Raw genomic sequence first — 25426 nt, forward strand, 5'->3', positions numbered from 1 at the left:
GCCATACCGCCGCCGACCCTCCTCCAACGAAACAACTCCGCAACCCAATCGTGGCATCACCCCGCATACCGGCGACTACGATGCGCTCGATTTCCCTTACGGAAGCAGTGAACGCCATGCGCAGCAACCCCGGCAGAGGGCTCCAGCCCAATGTCCTCGGCACGTTCGACACAGTGGTCATGGCGGTCGCGGGCAGCGCGCCGGCCTATTCGCTCGCCGCCACCACCGCCGTACTCGTCGGCGCCGTCGGCCTGGCCAGTCCGGCGGCACTGCTCTACTGCGCGATACCCATGCTCGGCATCGTCCTCGCCTACAGCAGACTCGGCCGGCTCGACGCCAACGCGGGCGCCGCCTACTCCTGGGTCGGCCGTACGCTCCACCCCGCGCTCGGCTTTCTCTCCGGCTGGGCGCTGGTCGTCTCCGCGACGATCTTCATGGTGGCCGGCTCGCTGCCAGCCGGCGCCATGACGCTCGCGGTCTTCGACCCGGCTCTCGCCCATGACACCGGACTCGCGCTGCTGGTCGGAGCGGGCTGGTTCCTGATCATGCTGCTGGTGGTGCTGGGCGGTGCCCGGCTCACCGTACGGGCCCAGCTCCTGCTCACCGGCGTGGAGTTGGCCGTCCTTCTGCTCTTCGTCGTGGCGGCCGTCGCCCACAACGGCGCCGCCCGCGCCTTCGACTGGTCCTGGCTGGGGTTCAGTCACTTCGACGGGCCGTCCGGCTTCGCCTCCGGCGCGCTCGTCGCCGCGTTCTACTACTGGGGCTGGGACGTCACCAGCAATCTCAGCGAGGAGACCCGCAACAGCCGCAGGACCGCCGGGCTCGCCGCCCTCGTCGGGATGGGCATCGTCTTCCTGGTCTTCGAGGCGTTCACCATCGCCGTGAACGTGATCCTCTCCGCCGAGCAGATCCAGGGCGGCAGCGCCAACGTACTGGCGGTGCTGGGCGAGGAGATCTGGCCGGGCGTCGGCGGCAAGCTGCTGATCGTGGCGGTGATGATGTCCACCGTCGCGACCCTGGAGACCACTCTCATCCAGGTGACGCGCTCGCTGTTCGCGATGGGCCGCGACCGTACGATGCCGCGCGTGCTCGGCACGGTGCACCGCACCTGGAACACCCCCTGGGTGGCGATCGCGGTGGTCGGCGCCGTCGCGCTCGGGATGCTGGCGGCGGCCTCCGCGCTCGGCTCGGTCACCGAGATCATCTCCGACGCCGTCACCGCGATCTCGCTCCAGATCTGTGTGTACTACGGGCTGGCGGGCATCGCGGCCGTCGTCGCGTACCGCAAGACGCTGCTGCGCTCGGTACGGGACTTCCTCCTCGCCGGGCTCTGGCCGCTGCTCGGCGCGCTGTTCATGTTCTGGATGTTCTACGAGTCGCTGAGCGAGCTGACCACGGTGGCGGTCACGATCGGGGTCGGCGGGCTGGCCGTGGGCCTGGTGCCGATGGTCTGGTACTGGCACCGGGGCAGCTCGTACTACCGACCCGCGCGGCTGGACGCCTCACGCGCGCCGGACGACGACGGGCCGTACCCCGGCTCGGGCGCGGAGCAGCCCGTGCAGGCCGGCGGCGCACTGGCGACGGACTTCTGAGCGGCGGGACCGGGAAGCGGGACCGAGAAGCGGGACCAGGAAACGGGGGAGCACAGGCATGGCGGAACACCGTCACCGGGCCACCAGGCGCCGGTCGCCGGGGAACCCTCCGGGCAAGTCCGGGGGCACGTCACCGGGAAAGCCCACGGGGAAGCCCGCGGGCAAGGAGAGCGCGCCGGACTTCGATCCGGACTTCGGCGACCGGCCGCTGACCGAGGCACGGCACGACATCGTCATCGGCCGCTGGCAGGGCGTCCGCGATCTGCTGCGCGCCACCGGTGACGACTGGCCGCGCCGCACGCACCGGGTGCGGCTGCTCGCGCACGCGGCGGCGGGCAGTTCGGCCGTGGAGAACTGGCGTACGGCGGAGCCCGACGACCCGGACATGGCGGTGCTCCGGGCGGCGACCGAGGTGGTACGGGCCTTCAGCCTGGCCATCGCCGCCGGGCGCGGCGTCGGCATCGACCGGGGGCGGCTCGACGCCACGGTGCTGATCTGTCTCCGGGCGGCCGAGATCCGTCCCGTCGATCCGCTGCCCTGGATATCGCTGCTGACCGTCGCCCGGCTGTACGACGACGGGGTGAGCAGGGGCGAACTGCGGCGCTGGTGGGACGAGTTGCGCCGACGCGACCCGTACAACACCGAAGGGCACACGCAGTTGCTGCGCTACCTCTCGGCGCGCTGGCACGGCACGCACGGCCGGATGTACGACTTCGCCAGGGACGCGGCGGGCGCGGCGCCGCCCGGCTCCCCGCTGCCGGTGCTGGTGCAGATCGCGCGCGTGGAGGAGTACCGCTATGTCACGGAGCGCGTCGGGGGACGCAGACCGGTACGGGACTTCGGGCAGCACTGGCACCATGAGCTGGCGGTGACGGAGGTACGGCGCACCTTCGACCGGTGGATCGGGGGGCGGCCGGACGGTCCGGTCCTCCCCGAGGAGATCGGGGAGCTGAACTATCTGACGCACGCGGCCTGTCTGGCCGGGCTGGACGAGGAGGCGGGCCGGCTCTTCGGACTGCTGGGGTCGCGGGCGGCGCTGGTGCCGTGGTCGTACACCGGTGATCCCGCGGAGCAGTTCACGGCGTTCCGCCGCGGCACCTGGCAGGCGGGGTGACGCCGGTCCGAGACGGCGCCACCCCGCGACTTGCCGGACGGGTTCAGAGGCCGTACGGCTCAGGGGCCGTACGGAGTCGTACGCGAACCGTACGGCTCAGGACGCGTACGTAGCCGTACGTAGCCGTACCGAGTCGTGCGTAGCCGTACCGCGTCGTACGTAGCCGTACCGAGTCAAACGGAGTCGAACGGCGGGCGTCGGTCAGACGCCGATGTCGCCGCCGTCCTTGCGCCAGACCACCACGACCGACGGACGGACGATCTTGCCCGGTCCGTCCGGCCAGGCGCTCGCGGGCTTCTCGACGGTCGCGCCGTCGATCTCGCCCGGGTGCTGCACGGCGACCAGGACACGGCGGTCCTGGATGACCGGGCCACAGGTCTCGGCGCCGTTCGGCATGGTCATGAACTGCTTCAGCTCACCGCGCCGCTCGCCCTGCGTCGCGACACCGAACAGACCGTCGTGCGTGCCGAGCGCGTTGCCGTCCGTCGAGATCCACAGGTTGCCGTGCGGGTCGAAGGCGACATTGTCGGGGCAGGAGATGGGGCTGACCTTCTCCTTGGGGAAGCCCGCGAAGTAGGTGGACGGGTCCTTCGGGTCGCCCGCGACCAGGAAGAGCCGCCAGGCGAAGCCGTCCGCCGCCGGGTCGTCCCAGTTCTCCGCCAGCTCCAGGACATGCCCGTGCTTGTTGGCGTTACGGGGGTTGGCCTCGTCGGCGCCCGCCTTGCCGGCCTTGCCGCGGTCGGTGTTGTTCGTCAGCGCGACATAGACACGGCCGGTGCGCGGCGACGGCTCGACGTCCTCGGGACGGTCCATCTTGGTGGCGCCGACCTTGTCACCCGCGAGGCGCGTGAACACGTACACCTCGTCGGCGGTCATGCCGGGCACGTGCGAGACATCGCCGGTGGCCAGCGGGATCCAGACGCCGGAACCGTCGAACTCGCCGTCGTTCGGGAGCTTGCCCGTGCCGTCGAACTCGCCCGCCGGGCTGTCACCGGTCAGCTTGGCGACATACAGCGTGCCCTCGTCGAGCAGCGTCAGGTTGTGCTGGTGGGCGGCGCGGCTGCTGCCCTGCTTCATCCGCTTCGACGAGACGAACTTGTACAGGTAGTCGAAGCGCTCGTCGTCGCCCATGTAGACGACGGGGCGGCCGTCGGCGGTGAGACGGGGCTGCGCGGCCTCGTGCTTGAAGCGGCCGAGGGCGGTGCGCTTCTTGGGCGTCGAGTCCGGGTCGTACGGGTCGAGCTCGACGACCCAGCCGTGGCGGTGGACCTCGTTGGGCTCCTGCTTGAGGTCGAAGCGCTTGTCGAACAGCTCCCACTTGCGCTCGGTGGCGCCGGTGCCGATGCCGTACCGCAGATCGGTGGGGCTGGAGGCGTTGGCGAAGTACTGGTTGAAGTTCTCCTCGCCGTGGAGCGTGGTGCCCCAGGGGGTGGTGCCGCCCGCGCAGTTGTTGAGCGTGCCGAGGACGCGGCTGCCCGTACGGTCGGTGGAGGTGCGCAGCAGCTCGCTCCCCGCGGCCGGGCCCGTCAGCTCGAACTTGCTGGTGGCGGTGAGACGGCGGTTCAGCTCATGACGGGTGACGGCGGTGAGCTTGCCGCTCCTGCGGTCCTCCTCGACCACGACGACGGAGATGCCGTGGGCGGCCCACGCGATCTCCACCTGCTCGCGGGTCGGGGCCGCCGCGCTGTACCCCTTGAACATCAGGATCTCGTCCGTGTACTCGTGGTTGGCCACGAGTACCTGACGTCCGCGCTCGCCCTTCAGCGGCAGCAGGCTCAGGAAGTCGTTGTTGTAACCGAACTGGCCGGCCTGCGCCTTGGCGGTCTGCCTGTCCGGGTCGAAGGCCGGGGCACCGCGCAGGATCGGGTCGCCCCAGCGGATGAGCACGCTCTGGCTGTGGCCGGCGGGGATCGTCACCTGGTCGGCGACATTGGGCGCGACGGGGGCGAAGCGGAGGCCGCGGGCGCCGTCCGGGGCGGGGGTGTGGCCATGGCCCTTGCCGCCCAGCGGGGTCGCGTTGGCGACGGACTCACCGGGGCCGCCGACGACGACCGCGGTGCCCGCGGCGGCGGCGACGGTCACGACGGCGGCGGTGCGCATCATCGAACGTCTCGACAGGGCACCGGCGATGATGTCGCCCGCGTACTCGTTGTCGCTCGTGTTGGGGACCTCGTGGAAACACGCGTCGCCGCAGCGGTAACGGCAGGTCAGAGCGGACCGACCGCCCGGGTGTGAGTTCAGCAAGGGCAGCAGTTTGCGCACTTTCGCCTCCGTGGGTGTGGTGATTCGGCGCGCGCCCCGCGCCGACATGGCCGACAGGCTGTCGGGATGTCTCGGCCGTGACGGTAGGGGGGACGCACAGCACGACGGCGGCCTCACGATGAACGAAACATGAACGGGGAACGACCGCGTGGTCTGGGGAGGGTAATGGCCCGCCGCGTACGGGGCGGATACGGGCGGGGTGCGGGCCGGACGACGGCAGAGGGCGCGGAAGAGGGCGCCGGGCGCGACGGGAGGCCGGTACCGTCCTCCCCCATACGTGGGCCCGCGCGGCCCGCGAAGGCCGCCCCTGCCGTAGATCATCGGGGCGGCCGCTAACCTTACGTATCCGCCCTGGCCAGGGATGCGCCTTATTCCCCGGCGGCGGACACCGCACCCAACTGATCTGAAAGGCCTCGCCCATGGGCATTCGGAGCTTGCTGCGCAAGGTGTTCGGACGCGACCGTGCGGAGGAGCGTAACGAGTCGACGGCCTCGGTGCCGTCGCAGGCCGGAGGCGGTACGGAGGCGGCGGAAGCGGCCCACGGGACCGGCACGGCCGACGTGGCGGACACGGCCGACCCGGCCAACGCGGCCGATGTGACGGCGAAGACGACCGCTACGGCCGCAGCCGCGACGACCGCCACGGCCGCGACCGCGACGACCGCCTCGGCGGACAAGGGCGCGACCGTACCGGCGCCGTCGGTCGAGGCAGCGGCGGCGGACCTGGTGGCCGCGGCGTTCGACAACCCCCGCGCGCCTGAACCGGATGCGAGCGTGCCGTCCCAGGTGTCCCGCGCGCACACGCCCGAGGCCCCGGAGCCCCCGAAGCCCCCGGTCACGGTGACGGTCCCGGCGCAGTCGTCGGCGGAACCGGACCCCATGACACTCGCGCCCGAGCCCGAGCCCGAGGCAACACCCGCCCCGGCGGCGGAGGTTCCGGCCGTGACCGAGCCGGAGCCCCTGCTCGCACCGGAAGCCGAAGTGACGGCCGTCGCGGCCGAGACCGCCGCTCCGACGCTCGCGGCCGAGACCGAGGCCGAGCCCAAGGCGACACCGGAGCCCACGGCCGTACCGGCACCGGAGCCCAGGCCCGAGGCAACACCCGCCCCGGCGGCGGAGGTTCCGGCCGTGACCGAGCCGGAGCCCCTGCTCGCGGCCGTGGCCGTGGCCGAGACGGAGCCCGTCCCCACGCCCGAGGCCGCCGAGGAAGCCGTCTCCGGGGCCGAGACCGTCGCCGCGACCACCACCGTGAACACAGCCGCGACCGCCGCCTCCGCCTCCGGCGACGGGCGCGCCGCCTTCTCGCTCGCCCGCGTCAAGTCCCGTGCCCCCGGGCTCACCGAGCACTACAAGGCCGCCGGTGCCGCCCTCAAGAAGCTCGGTCTCAACGGCGAGCGGGCCACCGTGTATCTGGTCCTCGACCGGTCCGGGTCGATGCGTCCGTACTACAAGGACGGCAGCGCCCAGCACCTCGGCGAACAGGCACTCGCGCTCTCCGCGCACCTCGACGACAACGCGACCGTGCCCGTCGTCTTCTTCTCCACCGAGATCGACGGGACCGGCGAGATCGGCCTCGACTCGTACGAGGGCAAGGTCACCGAACTGCACGGCGCCCTCGGCCGGATGGGACGCACGCACTACGACCGCGCCGTCGAGGAGGTCGTGGCGCTCCACGAGAAGTCCGGCTCCACCGGGCCCGCGCTGGTGATCTTCCAGACCGACGGCCCGCCCAACGCCGTACGCGCCGCCGAGCAGGCCTTCGCCGACGCCGCCGGACTGCCGCTCTTCTGGCAGATCGTGGCCTTCGGCGAGGAGGACGCCAAGGGTTTCGACTTCGCGCGCAGGCTCGGCGCGGACGCGGCCACCGGGAACGTCGGGTTCCTGCACGCGGGCCCCGTTCCGAGCGAGCTGCCCGACGCCACGTTCTACGGCGAGCTGCTCACCGCCTGGCAGGCGGCCCGCACAAACTGATCCCCCGGCAGACCGCCCGTACGAGCCCGCACAAGCCGCCCGTACGAACACGCACAAACCCGCACAAGCCGCCCGTACAAGCACGCGCAAGCACGCGCAGCCGCCCGTACGGAGCTGACCGCGCCCCCGCTGCCGTCGGCCCGCGTCACCCCGACGCGGCCGGCGGCAGTGTCACGGTGACCTCCAGACCGCCGCCGGAGCCGCCCGGTACCGCCGTGACCTTCCCTCCGTGCGCCACCGCGATCGAGCGCACGATGGACAGCCCCAGCCCCGCGCCCCGGCCCATCCGGTCCCGGCCCTCCCCGCGCCGGAACGGTTCGAACAGCGCCGGGATGCCGTCCTCCGCCACCACGGGCCCGGTGTTCCGCACCACCAGCGCCGTGCCGTCGACCTCGACGTCCACCGTCCCGTCCGGCACGTTGTACGTCACGGCGTTGGCCAGCAGATTGCCCACGAGCTGCCCGAGCAGCAGCCGGTTCCCCCGTACCGTCCCGCCGCCGATGACCGACACGACCCGGTCCAGGCCGAAGCGGGCCGCCTCCTCGGTCACCGCCTCCCCCAGATCGACCAGCTCCTGGTCGTCCACCTCGCGCTCGCTGCGCGCCAGCACCAGCAGCCCCTCGATGAGCTGTTCGCTGCGCCGGTTGTTGTCCAGCAGGGTCTGTTTCGTACGGGCCAGCTCGTCCGGCGAGCACATGTCGTCGAGACCGACCTGGATCGCGGTCCGCTGGGTCGCCAGCGGGGTCCGCAGCTCGTGCGAGGCGTTGGCGATGAACCGGCGCTGGCTGTCGAAGGCCTTCTCCAGCCGCGCCAGCAGCGCGTCCAGCGTGTCGCCCAGTTCCTTCAGCTCGTCGTCGGGACCGCTCGCCCCGATCCGCTCATGGAGATTGTGCTCGGAGAGCCGGCGGGCCTTCGCCGTCATCGTGTGCACCGGCCGCAGCACCCGCCCCGCCGTCCACCAGCCGACCACCACCGCGCACGCCGCCATCACCAGCAGCGCGGCGACCGACCAGAAGAGCATCTCGTCGGAGGCCGCGTCGGTGACATTGTCGGTGAGCCGGTAGACGGTGAGGGGCGCGATCCGCTGCTCGCTGATCAGTCCGCGCACCGAGGAGACCGGCAGCGCGGGCCCCACCTGGGCGGGCACCACCCGGGCGACCATCTCCTGGGCCTCGTTCTGGGTGCCCGCGCCCGCGAGCAGATTGACGACGGTCAGCAGACAGCCGCCCAGGACGACGAAGACCCCGCCGTAGACGAGCGCTATCCGGGTGCGGATGGTGGAACGGGGGGCCAGGGCGAGCGCGGTCGTCTTCACAGCGCGTATCCCACACCCTGCACCGTGCGGATGAGGGGAGGTTCGCCGAGTTTGGCCCGCAGCTTGCTCAGACAGACCCGTACCGCCCCGGTGAAGGGGTCAGCGTGCGCGTCCCAGGCCCGCTCCAGCAGTTCCTCGGCCGAGACCGGCGCGCCGTCCGCCTCCAGCAGGATCTGGAGCACCGAGAACTCCTTGGGCGACAGATCCAGCGCCCGCCCGTCCCGCGAGACCGTCCGCCGTACGGAGTCGAGCCGTACGCCGTGCCGCTCCAGCAGCGGCGGTACGGGCCTGGCGCTGCGCCGCCGCAGGGCGCGCACCCGGGAGACCAGCTCGGGGAAGTCGAAGGGCTTGCCCAGATAGTCGTCGGCGCCGAGATCGAGCCCCTCGACCCGGTCCTCCATGGAGGCGGACGCGGTGAGCATCAGAATGCGCGTACGGGACGACTCGGCGACCAGCTTGCGCGCGACATCGTCACCGTGGACGCGGGGCAGATCGCGGTCGAGGACGACGACGTCGTAGTCGTGCAGTCCGAGATAGGCGAGGGCCGCGTCCCCGCTGTACACGGTGTCGACGGCGAATCCCGCGCGCCGCAGTCCGGTCGCCACCAGTTCGGCGAGGACCTCCTCGTCCTCGGCGACCAGTACCCGCATGCTGTCGTCCCTCGCCTCGTGCCCCGCCTCGCGTGCCTCGTGCCCCGCCTCGCGCATGATGCCCTTCTCCTCCCAGGATGGGCCTGTCTATGCCACGGGGTGTTTCGCAAAGCTCTCCCCGGCCGCCGCCCCCGCCCCCACCCCCATAAGCCGGGCGACCCGGGTCCGGAGGGTCGGATACGATATTGACATTCCGTAGACCAATTGGTCACTCCGTGTAGCGAATTGGGAGCAGCCTGCAATGGCTCGACACCTCATCACCAGCGCCCTTCCGTATATCAACGGGATCAAGCACCTGGGCAACATGGTGGGGTCCATGCTCCCGGCGGACGTGTACGCCAGGTACCTCCGCCAGCGTGACCACGACGTCCTCTTCATCTGCGCCACCGACGAGCACGGCACCCCCGCCGAGCTGGCCGCGAAGGAGGCGGGGGTCCCGGTCGATGTCTTCTGCGCCGAGCAGCACGACGCCCAGAAGGCGGTCTACGACGGCTTCGAGCTGAACTTCGACTACTTCGGCCGCAGCTCGTCCGCGGAGAACCGCGAGATCACCCAGCACTTCGCGCGCAGGCTCAAGGAGAACGGCTTCATCGAGGAGCGGGCGATCCGCCAGGTCTTCTCGATCGCCGACGACCGCTTCCTCCCGGACCGCTATATCGTCGGCACCTGCCCGCACTGCGGTTACGACAAGGCGCGCGGCGACCAGTGCGAGAACTGCACCCGGGTCCTCGACCCGACCGATCTGATCGAGCCCCGCTCGGTGATCAGCGGCAGCAGCGAGCTGGAGATCCGTGAGACCACGCATCTCTTCCTGCTCCAGTCGAAGCTGGCGGGCGAGGTCGAGGCCTGGATCGACGAGAACGGCGCGGAGTGGCCGCAGCTCGCCTCGTCCATCGCGCGCAAGTGGCTGACCGAGGGCCTGCACGACCGCGCGATCACCCGTGACCTGGACTGGGGCGTACCGGTCCCGGCCGACACCTGGCCGGAGCTGGCCGCCGAGGGCAAGGTCTTCTACGTCTGGTTCGACGCCCCGATCGAGTACATCGGCGCGACGAAGGAGTGGGCGGACGCCGCTCGGGACGGCGAGACCCGCGACTGGAAGTCGTGGTGGTACGAGGCCGACGACACCGTCCGGTACACCGAGTTCATGGCCAAGGACAATGTCCCGTTCCACACGGTGATGTTCCCGGCCACCCAGCTCGGCACCCGTGAGCCCTGGAAGAAGGTCGACTACGTCAAGGCCTTCAACTGGCTGAACTACTACGGCGGCAAGTTCTCCACCTCGCAGAAGCGGGGCGTCTTCACCGATGCCGCGCTGGATCTGCTGCCCGCCGACTACTGGCGCTACTTCCTGATCGCCAACGCGCCCGAGTCGGACGACACGTCCTTCTCCTGGGAGCACTTCACCTCCACGGTCAACAAGGACCTCGCCGACACCCTCGGCAATTTCGTCAACCGCGTCCTGTCCTTCTCGCGCAAGCGCTTCGGCGACGCCGTGCCCGCCGGGAAGGCGGCCGGCGAGGCGGAGGAGAAGCTCGGCCAGGAGATCGCGCGGCTGCTCGCGGAGTACGAGGGCCACATGGAGTCGCTCCAGTTCCGCAAGGCGGCGGCGGCGCTGCGCGCCCTGTGGTCCGCGGGCAACTCGTATCTGGAGGAGAAGGCCCCCTGGCTGGAGATCAAGACGGACGAGGAGGGCGCCGCGCTCACGCTCCGTACGGCGATGAATCTGATCCATCTCTACGCGGTCGTCTCCGAGCCGTTCATCCCGGCGTCCGCCAGGGCCATGCGCGAGGCGTTCGCGCTGACCGGTGACACCGCGAGCTGGGTGACGGCCGAGGAGGCGCGGTCCCTGACGGCGGTCCCGGCCGGTACGGCGTTCACCGTGCCGCCGGTGCTCTTCGCCAAGATCACCGATGAGGACCTGGCGGCGTACAAGGAGCGCTTCGGCGGCGAGGAGCCGGCGGCTCCGGCACCCTCGGAGCAGTAGGCCGAGCAGCGCCGGCACCCCGCCCGCCGGCCCCATCGGCGTCACAGGCATCAGAGGCGGCACAGGCGTCACGGGCGTCACGGGCGTCACAGGCTCAGCGAGGCCGCGTCGCCCATCACCACCACCGGCCGCTTCGCCGGGTCGAGCGTGCGCAGCAGTTCCCTCATGCGCCAGCGCGGCAGGGCGACACAGCCCTGGGTGGGGCCGCCGTGGTCCACATGGAGCCAGATACCGCCGCCCTTCTCCTGGCCGAGCGGCCGGGTCCAGTCGAGCGGGGTGGTGCCGGGCACCCGGTTGTAGTTGATCGCGATCACATAGTCGAAGGTCCCTTCGAGCGACTCGCCCTCGAACCCGGTGCCCTCCGCCTCGAAGGCGCGCCCCCGGTCATAGGGGAGCTTCGAGCCCGGGTCGGGCAGTTTGCCGCCCGCGTCGGTCAGATCGAACACTCCGATGGGCGAACGCAGATCCCCCTCGACATGGTCGTCGGTCCAGCCCTCCCGGGCGTTGTGCGCGGGCCACCGGTCGGAGATCCGCCGCCAGCCGGTGACCGGGTCCCGCTCGTAGACCATGACGACGGAACTGTCCGAGTCCATGTCGGCGCCCCGCACCACCACGGCCTGACCGGTCGTCTCGGGGATCCGGGCGCGGGTCTCGGGACCGAGGCCGGAGATCTCCTGCGGCTCGACGGTCTGCGGCTCGGGCGCGGAGGCGCCGGCGGGGCTTTCGGAGGCGGCGGTGTCCGGGCTCCCCGTGGCCGTCCCGCCCGGCGCGGACCCGACGTTGTCGGCGGTGTCCGCGGTGCCCGCGCAGCCGGTGAGCAGCAGACCGGTGACGAGCAGCGCGGCGACCGGCACCGCGGCGACCGGCCGCGGTCCTCTGCGAGCGGGACGGAGAGAGCGGACGGACATAGACGGGCCTCTCATTTCTCGTTCAGGGGAAGCTGGGCGGTCGGGTCGGCGGGGAGGCCGTCCCGGTTCCCTTGCCGAAGTCTGCGCCGGTGACCATCGCGCTGACGTCCTCGGCGGTTCCCGGCGCGTCGCCGGAGACACAGAGGGTGACGGCGACGGCCGTGGCGGGGACGGCCTTGTCGCCGAGCAGACCGGTGAACTGCCGGGTGCCGCCGATGACGCGACAGTCCGGGGACGGGTCGTCCGACGCGTGGAGCACCGGGGGCCGCTGGACCTTGGCCGGCGTCGCGAGCCCGTTCAGCGGTTCGAAGGTGACCAGGGCGCCGCCGGGCCGGAGCGACCGCACCGGCAGACACGCGTCCTTCGACTTCCGCACGCAGGGCCGTCCGTACGCGGTCAGCGGCTCGGACGAGACATAGCCCAGGGCCGTCAGCTTGAGCGCGCCGTCCTCCGGCATGTCCAGCGCCTGCCAGTGCTCGGGCAGCCGCAGGATCAGACCGGCGACGGGCTCGAACCGGTACCGGTCCCCGGGGGCGGGCGGCTCCTGGGTCGGGGTCGGGGTCGGGGTCGGGCTCGCGGTGGGGTCCTGGCTCGCGGCCCGGTCCGGCCGTCCGGTCGGGTCCTGCCCGGCCGAATCCCGCCATTCGGTCACCGAGGGCCCGGGGGCGGCGGGCGGCAGCGGCTGCGGCTGCGGCTGCGGGCCACCGCGCAGGACACCCGGTAGGAACGTTCCGGCCAGTACGAGCCCGGTCACGGCCGCCGCCGCGGCTCCCCCCGTACGGCGCCGGCGCCGGGCCCGGCGGACCCGCTCCCGTACCCGGCGCAGCCGCTCCTCGGGGGCGGGCAGCCTGGGCACGGCCCGTTCCAGCAGAATCCTCAGCTCCTGCTCCTGCTCGCGCTCCTCCCCGTCCCCGTCGCCGTATCCGGGCTCGGTACCGGCCCCGGGCTCACCCATGGCGCTCACCGCCCGCCACCGACGCGGGCAGCGACGCCCGCAGGGAACGCAGCGCCCGCGCCGACTGGCTCTTCACGGTGCCGGGGGAACAGCCCAGGGTCTCGGCGGTGTCCTCGACGCTCAGATCCTCGAAGTACCGCAGGACGACGACCGCGCGCTGCCGCACGGGCAGCGCCCGTACCGCCGCCGCCAGCGACTGCTCCAGATCCACATGCTCGTACGCGTCGACTGCCCCGGCCGTCTCCGGCAGCTCCCCGTAAGGCAGCTCGCCGCGCCACCGCCGCCGCCACCAGGACGCGTGCAGATGCACCAGCGCCTTGCGCACATAGGCCTCCGGCCGGTCCCCGGCGATACGGGACCACTTCGGCCACACCTTCGCCAGGGTGCTCTGGAGCAGGTCCTCCGCCAGATGCGCGTCCCCGGTCAGCAGCCACGCCACCCGCAGCAGTCGCGGTCCCCGGGCGGCGACGAACGCCTCGAAGTCGCCCTCGCCCGGATCCATCGTCGCGCCCCCGCCGTCCTGTTCGGTTTCCCACGCCTGTGAAACGCCTCGGCGCACCGATCGGGTTGCATCGGCGGGAGAACGGGTCCAGGTACGGGAAGAGGCCCGGGACCTTTCGGTGCCGGGCCTCTCGCCACTTCTCCGTATACCGCCGGCGTCCGTATACCGCCCGCGCTCGCGGGGTTACCCGCCGGACAGGGCCTACTCGCCGGACTTGGCGGCCGGCTTGCGCAGGGCGATGTTCAGTTCGCGCAGACGCGACTCCGCCAGCTCCGTCGGGGCGCCCATCATCAGGTCCTGGGCGTTGCCGTTGAGCGGGAAGGCGATCGTCTCGCGGATGTTCGGCTCGTCGGCCAGCAGCATGACGATACGGTCCACGCCCGGGGCGATACCGCCGTGCGGCGGGGCGCCGAGACGGAAGGCGCGGAGCATGCCCGCGAACTCGTGCTCGACGGTCTCGCGGTCGTAGCCCGCGATCTCGAAGGCCTTGATCATGACGTCGGGCTCATGGTTCCGGATCGCGCCGGAGGAGAGCTCGATGCCGTTGCAGACGATGTCGTACTGCCAGGCGAGGATGTCCAGCGGGTCCTTGGTCTCCAGATCGGCCAGACCGCCCTGGGGCATCGAGAACGGGTTGTGCGAGAAGTCGATCTTCCCGGTCTCCTCGTCCTTCTCGTACATCGGGAAGTCGACGATCCAGCAGAACCGGAAGACGCCCTCCTCGAAGTGCCCGGAGCGCTTGGCCGCCTCGACCCGGACGGCGCTCATGATCTTGGAGACCTCGTCGAACTCGCCCGCGCCGAAGAAGACGGCGTGGCCGGGGGTGAGACCGAGGCGCTCGGTGAGGACCTTGACGTTCTCCTCGGTGAGGAACTTGGCGATCGGGCCGCTCAGCGAGCCGTCCTCGCCGACCCGCACCCAGGCCAGGCCCTTCGCGCCGTGCTCGACGGCGTACTCACCGAGCCCGTCGAAGAACTTGCGCGGCCGGTCGGCGGTGTCCGGGACCGGCAGCGCGCGCACGTGCTTGTCCGCGAACGCCTTGAACTCGGAGCCCTCGAAGACGTCCGAGATGTCGACCAGCTCCAGCCGCGCCCGCAGGTCCGGCTTGTCGTTGCCGTACTTCAGCATCGACTCGCGGAACGGGATCCGGGGGAACGGGGAGGTGACATGACGGCCGCCGCCGAACTCCTCGAACAGCTCGGTCATCAGCCTCTCGATCGGGCGGAAGACATCCTCCTGCTCGACGAAGCTCATCTCGACATCGAGCTGGTAGAACTCGCCCGGCGAGCGGTCGGCGCGGGCGTCCTCGTCGCGGAAGCACGGCGCGATCTGGAAGTAGCGGTCGAAGCCCGAGATCATCAGCAGCTGCTTGAACTGCTGCGGGGCCTGCGGCAGCGCGTAGAACCTGCCGGGGTTCAGCCGGGAGGGCACCACGAAGTCACGGGCGCCCTCGGGGGAGGTCGCGGTGAGGATCGGGGTGGCCATCTCGTTGAAGCCGAGCGCGGTCATCTTGTGCCGGATGGCGGAGATCACGGCCGTCCGCAGCATGATGTTGCGGTGCATGCGCTCGCGGCGCAGATCGAGGAAGCGGTACTCCAGGCGCCGCTCCTCGTTGACGCCGTCCTCGGTGTTGATCGTGAACGGCAGCGGGCCCGCCGCGCCGAGGATCTCGACCTCGGAGACCTCGATCTCGATCTCGCCGGTCGGCAGCTCCGGGTTGACGTTCTCCGCACCGCGCGCGGAGACCGTGCCGTCGATCCGGACGACGGTCTCCTTGGTGAGCTTGGACAACTCCTCGTTGGCGGCCGTACCGGGCCGGGCGACGAGCTGGACCAGACCGTAGTGGTCGCGGAGATCGATGAAGAGGATGCCGCCCAGGTCTCGGCGATTGTGCAGCCAGCCGCTCAGCCGGACGTCGGTGCCGACGTCAGAGGCGCGGAGCTCGCCGCAGGTGTGGGACCTGTACCGATGCATCGTCGTTTCATCCAGTCTTAGCAAGTCGGGTCTTGGCACGTCGGGGTTGGTACGTCCGGCGTTGGCACGTCGGGTGCGTCAGGTGCTGCGGTGCGTCAGGTGCTGCGGACCGGGGCCGGCCTCGCCGGACTCCGGCGGCCGGTGTGATCCGCGGTACAGCACAACAGGACGAAGCCGTACCGCACAACAGGTTACCGCCCGGCCGCTCCGCCCCTCGGTGGCGTTCGCTCCTCGGATATTCATAAAGTGGGACAATGCGCACCGAGGATGTCCTGTCCGCGCTCGCGACCGGTCTGTGGCGCTGGGACAACGCCTCCGGGACGGTCACCTTCGACGCGGAGGCCGCCCGGCTGCTCGGGCTGCCCGCGGAGCCCGTGGTGCTCACGCTGGCGGCGGCACGTGCCCGGTTCCACCCCGTCGACTGGAACGAGATCAACAGCATCGTGCATCTCGCGATCGCCGAGCACACGCTCGCCGAGGCCAGGCTGCGGATCATGGACGCGAAGGGCAACGTGCTCCGCACCGTACGGTCCCGGGCCAAGACGGTCGTCAGACGGGAGCCGGAGGGTCCGCCGTACGTCGAGCTGTACGGCACGATCCAGGAGGTCGCGGAGGTGCGCCCGGGGACCGCCGTCGAGGGCGGCTCGGTCACCGGCGACTGGCGCCGTTCCCGCGAGGCCTTCCTGCTCGACGCGGGCCGCGCGCTGGCCGAGGCCCGTTCGACCGCCGAGGTGCTGCGGGTCGCCGCCTCCCTGTCCATGCCGGGCTTCTCACCGGACGGGCTGGCGGTCTTCGGCGTCTCCGGCGAGCGGCTGACGATCATCGGCCACCACGGGCACGACCCCGGGGTCGCGGCGCCCTTCGAGGACATGACGCTGGACACGGACTATCCGGCGGCCGAGGCCGTACGGAGCGGGCGGGCCATCTATCTGCCGTCACCGGAGGCGTACGCGAGCCGCTACCCCGCCACCTGGCACTATGTGCGCCGCTTCGGGCGGCGCTCCTGGGCGTATCTCCCGCTGGTCGTGTCGGGGCGCACGCTGGGGTGCTGGATGGCCGCGTTCAAGCACCGGGTCGCCTTCTCGCCCGACGAGCGGTCCGTGCTGACGACGGTGGCGCGGATGCTGGCACAGGCGCTGGCCCGCGCCAGCCTCGCCGAGACCGAGCGTGAGCTGTCGCTGGGCCTCCAGCGCACGATGATGCCGACGGTCGGGCCGGAGATCCCGGGGATGACGGTGGCGGCGCGGTATGTGCCGACCGGCGGCGGGCTCCAGATCGGCGGCGACTGGTACGACATGATCCCGCTGCCGGGCGGGACGGCGGGGCCCGACGGGGGTGGCGGACGCGGCTCCGGCGGAGGCGGCCGGGGCCCGGGGGGAGGCGGACGGGGCGCCGAGGGCTGGAGCGGCGGCCGGTTCGCGCTGGTCATCGGGGACGTCCAGGGGCACGACGTACGGGCGGCCGGGCTGATGGGGCAGCTCCGGGTGGCCCTGCGCGCCTATGCCTCCGAGGGACACCGGCCGGACGCGGTGCTCTCCCGCGCCTCGCGCTTCCTCGCCGGGCTCCAGCACTATCCGGGGCCGGGCGGGAGCACCGGCGGCGCGCCGGCGGAGCTGAGCGAGGACGAGTACTCACTGGCCGGTCCGCGCTTCGCGACCTGTCTCTATCTGGAGGTCGACCCGGAGGCCGGCACCCTCGACATCGCCCGCGCGGGCCATCCGGACCCGGTGATCCGCACGTCCGACGGGACGGCGGTCGTACGGCAGACGGCGGGCGGACTGCCGCTCGGGATCGAGGTGGACTCGGACTATCCGACGACCCGGCTCGGTCTGGAGCCCGGCGAGACGCTGATGCTCTGCACGGACGGGCTGATCGAGACCGGCGGACATGATCTGGCGACCGGCTGGGCGCGGCTGCGGCCCGTCCTGGAGGAGCACAGCGGCGAGTCGCTGGAGAAGCTCGCCGACGCGCTCGTCCAGGCCGTGCACGGCCCCACCTCGCACTACACGACCGGACCGCTCGCGGACCGCCGCGAGGACGACATCGCGCTGCTGCTGCTCTCCCGGGACCGGGCGCCGGCCCGTGGGGTCCACAGGACGACACGGCGGACCGCGCTGACCGTCGCGCAGGCCGAACCGGAGCGGATCGCGGGCGCGCGCAGGCAGGTGCGCGATCTGCTGCACGACTGGACGTCCGGGGAGCAGATCGACTCCGCCGAACTGATGGTCTCCGAGATGCTCACCAATGTGCTGGTCCACACGGACAACGACGCGCTGCTGCTCGCCGAGGCGGTCGGCGAGCAGGGGAACCGCCGGCTGCGGGTCGAGGTCGCGGACACCAGCGACGATCTGCCGCACCGCAGACGGCCGGGGGAGCTGGCGTCCAGCGGGCGTGGGCTGGTGCTGATGGAGATGCTGGCGGACGCGTGGGGGGTGGACCCGCGCGGCGACGGCAAGTCGATCTGGTTCGAGCTGTACGAGTGCGGGAACGAGGCCCTGGAGGCGGCGGCCGAAGGAAAGGCGGGGGTGTCCGGGACCTACGAGGCGGGGCCGTAGCGGGTCCGCAGCTCGGAGAACACCCCGAACGCGGCGGCCGTCAGCGGTACGGCGAGCAGTATCCCCAGAATCCCGGCGACACTGGCGCCCGCCGTGATGGCCAGTATGACCACGGCCGGATGCATCTGGACCGTACGGCTCTGGATCATCGGCTGGAGCACATGCCCCTCCAGCACCTGTACGGCGAGGACCACCCCGAGCGCCCAGAGCCCGGTCACCCAGCCGCGGTCCGCGAGGGCGACCAGCACGGCGACGGTGCCGGAGAGGAAGGCGCCGAGATACGGGATGTACGCGCCGACGAAGACCAGCGCGCCCAGCCCGACGGCGCCGGGCACCTCCAGGAACAGCAGACCGACGGTGATGCAGACCGCGTCGATCAGGGCGATGACGGTGGTGCCGCGCATAAAGCCCTCGACGGCCCCGAACGCGCGTCGCGCCATGGCTTCGAGGGTCTCCCCGGTCTCGCTCGGCGCGAGCGAGCGCAGGGAGTCGGCCACCTTGTCGGAGTCCCGCAGGAAGAAGAACATCAGCAGCAGCGCGAGCACGGCGGTGGCGATCAGCTCGCCGACGACGCTGATACCGGTGAGCACCCCGGAGGCGGCGGTGGCGCCGAACTTCCCGAGCAGGGTCTTGGCGTTGCCGACCACATCGTCCAGCGAGGTGCCGGCCGCGCCGAAGTGCTTGCTGAGGTCCTTCCCGGCCTGCTTGAGCGAGGAGACGATCTGGTCACCGCTGTCCACGAGCGCGCTGACGACGATGTACCCCGCCCCGCCGACCACGGCCACGACAGCGACACAGGTCAGCCCGGCGGCCAGCGACCGGTTGAGCCGCATCGCGAGCAGCCGCCGGTAGAACGGCCCGAGCAGCGCGGTACCGAGGATGGCGAGCAGTACGGGCGTGACGGCGGTCTTGAAGGTGATGGTCAGCCAGATCCCCACGGCCCCCACCCCGGAGACCACCAGCGCCACCGCACACCACGCGGCGAGGCGCCGGGCGCTCTCGGGGAGGACGGACGGCGAAAACATCTCCACCCCCCTACCCGACCACGCCCCCACCCCCCTGTCCCCCGCGAATGCTCTGTTCGGCGCAGGCGCCCACCGGGCCCGCCCCGGCCGTGTGGACCGGTGGTCGTCGAAAGGCGCTGAATCCGGCGGACCGTCGCGGATCGGACGCGTGTCAGCCGACGCGCAGTTGGCGGTCACCGAAGTCGGCGACCAGCCGGAGCGTGCCGCCAAGGGCTTCGACGTACGCGGCGATCGTCGCCAGCTCCGAGCGTCCCAGCTCGCCCCGCTCGAAGCGGGAGACGTTGGACTGGGTCGTACCCATGGCCTTGGCGACATCGGTCTGTGTCAGCGCCTGCTCCTCACGGATCTCGGCGAGACGGTAGGCACGGATCCGGTTCTCCATCTCCGCACGGATCGCGGCCTTCCGCTCATCGCTGATCCGGGTGCCGTTCGCCTCGTGAACGGCAGCGGCTTCGGCCTTGGTGTCCTTCCAGTTGTGCATGATCAGTCCTCTCCAGCTGCTCACGCGTACATATGCGGTCGTTCTTCGATTGTCGGCTCTCAGCCGTTCACGCCGCCGATGCTGTCCAGATCGTCCAGGTGCTGGTCGAACCGTTCGTCCGCGACGGGGATGTTGCGGTCGTACCAGGTGTTCCACGAGCCGTTCTTGTCTCCGGCGACCATGATCAGGGCCTGTCTAGCGGGGTCGAAGGCGAACAGCATGCGGATCTCCGAGCTGCCGACGGAGCCGGGACGCAATTCCTTCATATTGTGGTGCCGGGAGCGGCTGACCCGGTCGACCAGGGGCCGACCGAGCGTCGGGCCCCTTTCGGCGAGCAGGTCGATTGCCTGTTCCACCAGATGCGCGGACTCGGGCTCCTTCTCAGCGAGGTCCAGGTACCAGTCGTGGACTTCTTTACACAGGATGATTTCCCAGCTCACTCAGAAATTATGCTTCGCGTGAGCTATATCCTGCAAGTTATATCCACAGCTCAGGCGAAGAAAGCCAGCCGCAGGCACACCTCCGCCGTGCGGTGTGGTGCTGCCGCACGGCGGAGGGGGTGGGGGCGGGCGCCCCCCGGGAGTTACGCGTTGGACGCCGGGACCGTGCCCAGGCGGCCCGCCTGGAAGTCCTCGAAGGCCTGCTGGAGCTCCGCGTGACTGTTCATCACGAACGGACCGTAGTGCGCCATCGGCTCACGGATCGGCCGGCCGCCCAGCAGCACGATCTCCAGGTCGGGGGTGTGGGAGTCCTGCGACTCGTCGGCCCTCACCGTCAGCGAGCCGCCCGCGCCGAAGACCGCCGTCTGTCCCATGCGGACCGGCCGCCGGTCCGTGCCGACCGAGCCGCGGCCCGCCAGGACGTACGCGAGACCGTTGAACTCCTCCCGCCACGGCAGCGTCACCTCCGCACCCGGCCGCAGCGTCGCGTGGATCATCGTGATCGGTGTGTGCGTGATGCCGGGACCCTGGTGTCCGTCCAGCTCACCCGCGATCACCCGCAGCAGCGCGCCGCCGTCGTGCGAGGTCAGGAGCTGGACCTGACCGCCGCGGATGTCCTGGTACCGGGGGTCCATCATCTTGTCGGACGCCGGAAGGTTCACCCAGAGCTGGAGCCCGTGGAAGAGCCCGCCGGACATCACCAGCGACTCCGGCGGAGCCTCGATGTGCAGCAGCCCCGAGCCCGCCGTCATCCACTGCGTGTCACCGTTCTGGATGGTACCGCCGCCACCGTTGCTGTCCTGGTGGATGAAGGTCCCGTCGATCAGATACGTGACGGTCTCGAAGCCGCGGTGCGGGTGCCACGGCGTGCCCTTGGGCTCGCCCGGCGCGTAATCCACCTCACCCATCTGGTCCATCATGATGAACGGGTCGAGGTGCTGGTAGTTGATCCCCGCGAACGCGCGGCGCACCGGGAAGCCCTCGCCCTCGAACCCACCGGGCGCGGTCGTGACGGTGAGCACGGGACGGGCCACGGCGTCGGCCGGAGCCGCCACCCGGGGCAGGGTCAGCGGGTTTTCGACGGTCACAGCGGGCATGGGGGCCTCCTCGGTTTGTCCTGTCCCAATTTAGTTGAACAGTGAACATCTGACAAGGCTCCCTTCATTCCCGCCCGGCCCCGGCCGCCTCCCAGTACCGCCCCCGGGCACGACTGAGGCCCGTACCGGATCGGTACGGGCCTCGAAGCAGGCGTCGGACGGAGCGGCGGCCGGCCGCGTGGATCAGCCGCGCATACGGCTCAGGCGCGCATACGGCTCAGCCGTACATACGGCGCATCGCGAAGTCCACCATCTGCTCGACCGCCTTCGCGTCGAACACCATCCGGTGGTCACCCTCCATGTCGAGCACGAATCCGTACCCCGTCGGCAGCAGATCGATCACCTCCGCGCCCGTGATCACGAAGTACTTCGACTCCTTGCCCGCGTACCGCCGCAGCTCCTTGAGCGTGCTGAACATCGGGATCACCGGCTGCTGCGTGTTGTGCAGCGCCAGGAACCCGGGGTTGTCCCCCCGCGGGCAGTACACCTTCGACGTCGCGAAGATCTGCTGGAAGTCCTCGGCCGACAGCGACCCCGTGGTGAACGCGCGCACCGCGTCACCGAGCGACGGAGGTGACGGTTCCGGATAGAGCGGCTGCTCGCCGTACCCACCGATGCCCGCGCCGGCACCGCCCATCTGCTGATGCTGCTGCGGTGGCGGCTGCTGCGGCGGGTGCACGTACTGCTGCTGAGCGCCCGGAGTCTGGTCGTAGCCGTACATGACCGCAAGAGTACTGAGGAATACCGCCCCGGGAAGCCCCGTCGACCTCGTCACAGAAACCCGATCGGGGTTGCATCTTATTACCGATGGGTAGCATCATCGGAGCTACTTACCGGTACGCGTGTATACGGGGAATCCGCAGGCGACCACGCCCCCGGCCTCCTCGTCCTTCCTCACCGATCCTCACCTACGGAGTCGTCGCCATGGGGCACTACAAGTCGAATCTCCGCGACATCGAGTTCAACCTCTTCGAGGTGCTCGGGCGCGACAAGCTGTACGGCACGGGACCGTTCGCGGACATGGACGTGGAGACCGCCAGGAGCATCCTCGAAGAGGTCGTACGCCTCGCGGAGAACGATCTCGCGGAGTCGTTCGTGGAAGGGGACCGCACCCCTCCGGTCTTCGACCCGGAGACCGGCACGGCACCGGTGCCCGCGGCCTTCCGGAAGAGCTACCAGGCCTATATGGACTCCGAGTACTGGCGTCTCGGCCTGCCCGAGGAGATCGGCGGCACCACCTCGCCCCGCTCCCTGATCTGGGCCTACGCGGAGCTGCTCCTCGGCGCCAACCCCGCCGTGTGGATGTACGCGTCGGGCCCCGCCTTCGCCGGCATCCTCTTCGAGGAGGGCAACGAGACGCAGAAGAAGGCCGCCGCGATCGCCGTGGAGAAGCAGTGGGGCTCCACCATGGTCCTCACCGAGCCGGACGCGGGATCGGATGTCGGCGCGGGCCGCACGAAGGCCGTTCCGCAGGAGGACGGCAGCTGGCACATCGAGGGCGTGAAGCGCTTCATCACCTCGGGTGAGCACGACATGTCGGAGAACATCCTGCATTACGTGCTCGCCCGCCCCGAGGGCGCGGGACCCGGCACCAAGGGCCTGTCCCTCTTCCTCGTGCCGAAGTACGAGTTCGACCCGGAGACCGGCGAGCTGGGCGAGCGCAACGGCGTCTACGCCACGAACGTCGAGCACAAGATGGGCCTCAAGGTCTCCAACACCTGCGAGCTGACCTTCGGCGACCGCCACCCCGCCAAGGGCTGGCTGATCGGTGACAAGCACGAGGGCATCCGCCAGATGTTCCGCATCATCGAGTTCGCCCGGATGATGGTCGGCACGAAGGCCATCGCCACCCTCTCCACCGGCTATCTCAACGCGCTGGAGTACGCCAAGGAGCGCGTCCAGGGCCCCGATCTGGCCCAGTTCATGGACAAGGCCGCGCCCAAGGTCACCATCACGCACCACCCCGATGTGCGCCGCTCGCTGATGACGCAGAAGGCGTACGCGGAGGGCATGCGCGCCCTCGTCATGTACACCGCCTCCGTCCAGGACGAGATCGCCGTCAAGGAGGCCGAGGGCGAGAACGCCAAGGCGCTGCACGGGCTCAACGACCTGCTGCTGCCGATCGTGAAGGGATACGGCTCGGAGCGCTCGTACGAACAGCTCGCGCAGTCCCTCCAGATCTTCGGCGGCTCGGGATATCTCCAGGAGTACCCCGTCGAGCAGTACATCCGGGACGCCAAGATCGACACCCTCTACGAGGGCACCACGGCGATCCAGGGGCAGGACTTCTTCTTCCGGAAGATCGTCCGGGACCAGGGCCAGGCGCTGAACTCGCTGGCCGAGGAGATCAAGAAGTTCCTCGCCGTCGGCACCGGCGGTACGGAACTGGCCCCGGCCCGCGAAGCGCTCGCGAAGGCCGCCGCCGATCTGGAGGCGATCGTCGGCCGGATGCTGACGGATCTCACCGCCACCGGCGAGGACGTCAAGAACATCTACAAGGTCGGGCTCAACACGACGCGGCTGCTGATGGCTTCGGGCGATGTGGTCGTCGCCTATCTGCTGCTGCGCGGCGCGGCCGTGGCCTCGGAGAAGCTGGAGACGGCCGCCACGAAGGATGTGGCGTTCTACCAGGGCAAGATAGCGGCGGCGAAGTTCTTCGCGGCGAACGTCCTGCCGGACGTCTCGACGCAGCGCGCGCTGGCCGAGTCCGTGGACGACTCGCTCATGGAGCTGGACGAGGCGGCGTTCTAGGGAGTCCAGGGCGTGGCGCGGAAGTAGCGCCGGCCGTCCGCGGGGCGGGGCCCCGTGGGCGGCGCGGCGCGAAGGGGGCACCCTCTCCCGGGAGGAGTGCCCCCTTTCCGTACCGGACGACCGGTTACGGCGCCTTCCGTACCGGACGCCCGGTCCCGGCACGGAAGGCGCCGCGCGAGTGGTCCGCTCGGGCCGCTCCCTTCCGTCGGCACCTCCTTCCCCCGCCCGTCGTTCGACCGTCTCTCGACCGTCCTTCGACCCCCCGTCGGCCCTTCGTCCGTGCCGGTTCTCCCCATGTGCGGAGCTTGTCCCGCCCCGGCGGAGGCCGTTGCAGCCGGTGACGGGCCCGGTGTCCTGGGCCGTCGTTATGGTGAACCCCATGAGCACTTCCGCCCGCTTCGACCGCGGCCACACCGACGACCTCATGTCCTTCCTCGCGGCCAGCCCGTCGCCGTACCACGCGGTGGCCAATGCCGCGGAGCGCCTGGAGAAGGCCGGCTTCCGGCAGGTGCTGGAGACGGACGCCTGGGACGGGTCCGCGGGCGGGCGGTTCGTGCTCCGGGGCGGGGCGATCATCGCCTGGTTCGTACCGGAAGGCGCCCCGCCGCACACCCCCTTCCGGATCGTCGGCGCCCACACGGACTCTCCCAATCTGCGGGTGAAGCCACTGCCCGACACCGGTTCGTACGGCTGGCGGCAGATCGCGGTCGAGATCTACGGCGGGACACTGCTCAACACCTGGCTGGACCGGGATCTGGGGCTCGCGGGCCGGCTCACCCTGCGGGACGGCTCGCACCGGCTGGTCAACATCGACCGCGCCCTGCTGCGCGTACCGCAGCTCGCCGTCCATCTCGACCGCTCGGTCAACACCGACGGTCTCAAGCTGGACCGGCAGCGGCACATGCAGCCGATCTGGGGCCTCGGGGAGCCCGAGGAGGGCGATCTGATCCGCTTCGTGGCCGAGGAGGCCGGGGTCGCCGCCGAGGACATCACGGGCTGGGACCTGATGCCGCACGCCATAGAGCCGCCCGCCTATCTCGGGCGCGACCGCGAGCTGGTCGCCGGGCCCAGGATGGACAATCTGCTGTCGGTGCACGCGGGTACGGCGGCGCTGGCGGCCGTCGCCACCGGCTCCGGCGGATCCGCGGGAGCCGGAACGCCCGGGGCGTCCGGGGCGGGCGGGGACGGTAGCTCCGGCACACCGTCGCTCCCGTACATCCCCGTCCTCGCCGCCTTCGACCACGAGGAGAACGGCTCGCAGTCGGACACCGGCGCCGACGGCCCCCTGCTCGGCACGGTGCTGGAGCGCTCGGTGCTCGCCCGCGGCGGTACGTACGAGGACAGGGCGCGGGCCTTCGCCGGCACGGTCTGTCTGTCGTCGGACACCGGCCACGCCGTGCACCCCAACTACGCCGAGCGCCACGACCCGACGCACCAGCCACGCGCGAACGGCGGCCCGATCCTCAAGGTCAACGTCAACATGCGGTACGCGACGGACGGCAGCGGCCGGGGCGTGTTCGCCGCGGCCTGCGAGAAGGCGGGTGTGCCCTGGCAGTCGTTCGTCTCCAACAACTCGATGCCCTGCGGTACGACGATCGGCCCGATCACCGCGGCCCGGCACGGAATCCAGACCGTCGACATCGGAGTGGCGATCCTCTCCATGCACAGCGCGCGCGAGCTCTGCGGCGCGGACGACCCGTATCTGCTGGCGAACGCGCTGGTGGCGTTCCTGGAGGGCTGACGGGCACCGCTGACGGTTCGCCGCCGACGGACGGCTGACGGACGGCTGACGGACGGCTCCCGCATGGTGGTGCCGAACCGGGGTACCCGCACATGGCCCGGAAGGAC

General features: G+C 70.8%; 19 protein-coding genes. 7 read left to right on the forward strand and 12 right to left on the reverse strand.

All coding sequences use genetic code 11. The features are described from left to right. The first annotated feature begins 116 nt into the window (after window positions 1-116). Both OG214_RS19185 and OG214_RS19190 read left to right on the forward strand, forming a co-directional pair. Window positions 117-1592: an APC family permease gene (locus OG214_RS19185; RefSeq protein ID WP_405985432.1), complete on the forward strand. Its 1476-nt coding sequence runs from the start codon at window positions 117-119 to the stop codon at window positions 1590-1592. Between the two features lie 58 nt (window positions 1593-1650). Then, complete coding sequence (locus tag OG214_RS19190; RefSeq protein WP_405985433.1) at window positions 1651-2706, forward strand: hypothetical protein; 1056 nt, start codon at window positions 1651-1653, stop codon at window positions 2704-2706. 201 nt (window positions 2707-2907) lie between these two features. On the opposite strand, the gene OG214_RS19195 is transcribed toward OG214_RS19190, so the two are convergent. Beyond that, complete coding sequence (locus OG214_RS19195; protein WP_405987547.1) at window positions 2908-4968, reverse strand: PhoX family protein; 2061 nt, start codon at window positions 4966-4968, stop codon at window positions 2908-2910. 419 nt (window positions 4969-5387) lie between these two features. Between OG214_RS19195 and OG214_RS19200 the strand changes: the two genes are divergently transcribed. After that, on the forward strand, window positions 5388-6938 hold the full coding sequence (locus tag OG214_RS19200) for a VWA domain-containing protein (protein WP_405985434.1): 1551 nt from the start codon (window positions 5388-5390) through the stop codon (window positions 6936-6938). A gap of 145 nt (window positions 6939-7083) precedes the next feature. On the opposite strand, the gene OG214_RS19205 is transcribed toward OG214_RS19200, so the two are convergent. Together OG214_RS19205 and OG214_RS19210 are read right to left on the reverse strand one after the other, a co-directional pair. Beyond that, window positions 7084-8253 carry an ATP-binding protein gene (locus tag OG214_RS19205; RefSeq protein WP_363079046.1) on the reverse strand — a complete coding sequence of 390 codons (1170 nt, stop codon included), beginning with the start codon at window positions 8251-8253 and terminating at the stop codon, window positions 7084-7086. Then, complete coding sequence (locus OG214_RS19210) at window positions 8250-8903, reverse strand: response regulator transcription factor (RefSeq protein WP_363079063.1); 654 nt, start codon at window positions 8901-8903, stop codon at window positions 8250-8252. Before OG214_RS19210 ends, OG214_RS19205 begins: the two co-directional genes overlap by 4 nt. Before the next feature lie 241 nt (window positions 8904-9144). Here OG214_RS19210 and metG point away from each other — a divergent pair, with 241 nt between their 5' ends. Further along, window positions 9145-10890, forward strand: coding sequence for a methionine--tRNA ligase (metG, locus tag OG214_RS19215; protein ID WP_405985435.1), 1746 nt, complete (start codon window positions 9145-9147; stop codon window positions 10888-10890). Window positions 10891-10976: 86 nt separating this feature from the next. On the opposite strand, the gene OG214_RS19220 is transcribed toward metG, so the two are convergent. The 4 genes from OG214_RS19220 to aspS form a co-directional block, all read right to left on the reverse strand. Beyond that, window positions 10977-11798 carry a L,D-transpeptidase family protein gene (locus OG214_RS19220; protein ID WP_363079044.1) on the reverse strand — a complete coding sequence of 274 codons (822 nt, stop codon included), beginning with the start codon at window positions 11796-11798 and terminating at the stop codon, window positions 10977-10979. A gap of 22 nt (window positions 11799-11820) precedes the next feature. Then, window positions 11821-12753: a hypothetical protein gene (locus tag OG214_RS19225; protein WP_405985436.1), complete on the reverse strand. Its 933-nt coding sequence runs from the start codon at window positions 12751-12753 to the stop codon at window positions 11821-11823. Continuing rightward, window positions 12746-13255 (reverse strand): SigE family RNA polymerase sigma factor, encoded by a 510-nt coding sequence (locus tag OG214_RS19230; protein WP_363079042.1) that lies wholly within the window; start codon window positions 13253-13255, stop codon window positions 12746-12748. The genes OG214_RS19225 and OG214_RS19230 overlap by 8 nt, the downstream gene beginning before the upstream one ends. A 201-nt stretch (window positions 13256-13456) precedes the next feature. Then, entirely contained in the window at window positions 13457-15229 is a 1773-nt protein-coding gene (aspS, locus tag OG214_RS19235) for an aspartate--tRNA ligase (RefSeq protein WP_405985437.1), read from the reverse strand. A 254-nt stretch (window positions 15230-15483) separates the two neighbouring features. Here aspS and OG214_RS19240 point away from each other — a divergent pair, with 254 nt between their 5' ends. After that, window positions 15484-17784, forward strand: a complete 2301-nt coding sequence (locus OG214_RS19240) for a SpoIIE family protein phosphatase (protein ID WP_405985438.1) — start codon at window positions 15484-15486, stop codon at window positions 17782-17784. On the opposite strand, the gene OG214_RS19245 is transcribed toward OG214_RS19240, so the two are convergent. The 5 genes from OG214_RS19245 to OG214_RS19265 all read right to left on the reverse strand — a co-directional run bounded on the left by OG214_RS19245 (window position 17766) and on the right by OG214_RS19265 (window position 21548). Further along, on the reverse strand, window positions 17766-18809 hold the full coding sequence (locus tag OG214_RS19245) for an AI-2E family transporter (RefSeq protein WP_405985439.1): 1044 nt from the start codon (window positions 18807-18809) through the stop codon (window positions 17766-17768). The genes OG214_RS19240 and OG214_RS19245 overlap by 19 nt on opposite strands. Window positions 18810-18960: 151 nt before the next feature. Beyond that, window positions 18961-19314 carry a helix-turn-helix domain-containing protein gene (locus OG214_RS19250; RefSeq protein ID WP_363079038.1) on the reverse strand — a complete coding sequence of 118 codons (354 nt, stop codon included), beginning with the start codon at window positions 19312-19314 and terminating at the stop codon, window positions 18961-18963. Window positions 19315-19349: 35 nt separating this feature from the next. Beyond that, window positions 19350-19730, reverse strand: a complete 381-nt coding sequence (locus tag OG214_RS19255; protein WP_405985440.1) for a type II toxin-antitoxin system RelE/ParE family toxin — start codon at window positions 19728-19730, stop codon at window positions 19350-19352. Window positions 19731-19873: 143 nt separating this feature from the next. Continuing rightward, window positions 19874-20827 carry a pirin family protein gene (locus OG214_RS19260; protein ID WP_363079036.1) on the reverse strand — a complete coding sequence of 318 codons (954 nt, stop codon included), beginning with the start codon at window positions 20825-20827 and terminating at the stop codon, window positions 19874-19876. A 217-nt stretch (window positions 20828-21044) separates the two neighbouring features. Next, a complete protein-coding gene (locus tag OG214_RS19265) occupies window positions 21045-21548 on the reverse strand; it encodes an SseB family protein (protein ID WP_363079034.1) in 504 nt (167 codons plus the stop codon). A gap of 203 nt (window positions 21549-21751) precedes the next feature. Between OG214_RS19265 and OG214_RS19270 the strand changes: the two genes are divergently transcribed. After that, on the forward strand, window positions 21752-23578 hold the full coding sequence (locus OG214_RS19270) for an acyl-CoA dehydrogenase (protein WP_363079033.1): 1827 nt from the start codon (window positions 21752-21754) through the stop codon (window positions 23576-23578). 379 nt (window positions 23579-23957) lie between these two features. Beyond that, complete coding sequence (locus tag OG214_RS19275; protein ID WP_405985441.1) at window positions 23958-25319, forward strand: M18 family aminopeptidase; 1362 nt, start codon at window positions 23958-23960, stop codon at window positions 25317-25319. Window positions 25320-25426 lie beyond the last annotated feature (107 nt).

Origin of the sequence: Streptomyces sp. NBC_00872, assembly GCF_045161915.1 — a bacterium.
Lineage (GTDB): Bacteria > Actinomycetota > Actinomycetes > Streptomycetales > Streptomycetaceae > Streptomyces.